Genomic DNA, 1,500 nt, shown 5'->3' with positions numbered 1-1,500 from the left:
TACCGATATGGTCGGCCCAAACGCCCTCGCAATAGGGGAAGGAGAATCTGAGGAGCAGGTGTGCCCGGCTCAAGGCCAGCCCCTTCCTCTTCGATCCGCACGGGAAAACCTTCGGCTTTAAGCTGGAGAAGCTCCGCTTTCAAAGCCTCCTGGGGAAGGCCGGTTTTCTCCTCCAAAATTGGCCAGGGCTCCAGACCTTCCGCAAGATGGGAAAGCATCAAGCTTTCGAGCACATCACAATTTTAGCGGCGGATGGTAATGTCGATGGAGTAGGTGAAAAGCGGGGTGCCCTCGCGCACAGAGATGCAAAAGTGATAGGAACCGGTTGTGGTGGCCTGGCACATAAGCCCAAGTTGGCCAGCTCCCTCAACACGCCCGATTTCCCGGCCCAACGGATCCATGACCCGCAACAAAACCGGGTTTGGAGAAGAAATACGTACCTCAAGCGTTTGCCCAGATTTAAGGTTCACACGTAGCCAATCCTGAGCATCCACGGGATGTCCCGGTCCGGGCCATCCGAGTTCGCCGAGATACGTTCCGGGACTGACATATGGTGCGTCATCTTTTCCCGAACATTCCCGAAATGTCCACGTCGGTGAGCTTTGAATCCTTTGAACAACGGGTTCGGTAATGCTTGGCACCCATGGCCCACCAGCGTCGGTGCCTATGGCCGGAGCAGAAATAAAACTGCGTTCGCCCTTCACGGATACAGAGGAAGGATGCACTCCGATTTCCACTTCGCTTGCGTTTATAGAGAGCTTAACCCCAAGGTACGAACCGATCTGCAATTCTCGGCGCGCTAACAGAGTTTGTCCGAAATACGCAACGTAGGAGCCGGTTTCCCCGACGCGCTGAAGCAATACCCGCCTTGTGAGGGAAGATGAAAAGGTGAAAAAGTACACCGTCACGGGCAAGGAGGCAGGAGGCGGGGTCTGCCAGTTTCGCGTTTGCACCGCGAGTTCAACCACAAAATGGCTTCCTTCCCACGAAAGATCGAAGAACTGCCATAAAGCCTGATCTACATCTCCACAAAGCCAAATCCATCCCTGGGGATCGGCTACCCCCCTTGCGGAGAAACTCGCTCCAAAGGCAAAGGAAGCTGCGGAGATCAAACAAACCAGCACGCACTTTGCCCGCATGGCTGAGGCTACTGTGCCGCGGGCGCGGCCCAGGCCGAAGGGCGGCCGGGTTATGGAGGGTGGAGCTAAGGGTAATCTTCGTGACCTTCGCTGACCTCGGACTCGGGACAAATGTCCGGCTCTCAGCTCCCCGCCAAGCCGGCAATCCCCAGAAGAAGGCAATAAAGGGCCAACGGCCAAAGTCGTCGTCTGGAAAACAGGTGCCGGAAAATCCAGAGGGCAAAAAGTCCGAAGACAAACGCGGAGATAGCGCCGACTGCCAGTCCCCCTATGTTTTCCGGCGCGGCGGAAAGACCGGAGAAAATGGCGGCTCCCACAAAAGTGGGAATGCCAAGAAGGAAAGAAAACCGAAAAGCTTCGG

3 protein-coding genes are annotated in these 1,500 nt (G+C 56.1%); all 3 read right to left on the bottom strand.

Features of this window, described 5'->3' with window-relative positions:
- On the bottom strand, positions 1–233 hold a 233-nt coding region (locus tag H5T41_11110), incomplete at its 3' end, for a bifunctional biotin--[acetyl-CoA-carboxylase] synthetase/biotin operon repressor (protein ID MBC7109307.1).
- Between the two features lie 9 nt (positions 234–242).
- Positions 243–1,112, bottom strand: coding sequence for a hypothetical protein (locus H5T41_11105; GenBank protein ID MBC7109306.1), 870 nt, complete (start codon positions 1,110–1,112; stop codon positions 243–245).
- A 149-nt stretch (positions 1,113–1,261) separates the two neighbouring features.
- Positions 1,262–1,500 (bottom strand): undecaprenyl-diphosphate phosphatase (locus tag H5T41_11100; protein MBC7109305.1); only part of this gene is annotated, 239 nt, incomplete at its 5' end.

Source organism: Methanomassiliicoccales archaeon, from assembly GCA_014361295.1.
Lineage (GTDB): Archaea > Thermoplasmatota > Thermoplasmata > Methanomassiliicoccales > JACIVX01 > JACIVX01.
Note: the sequence above shows the minus strand (reverse complement) of the source record. Positions and strands in the feature narration are given on the sequence as shown.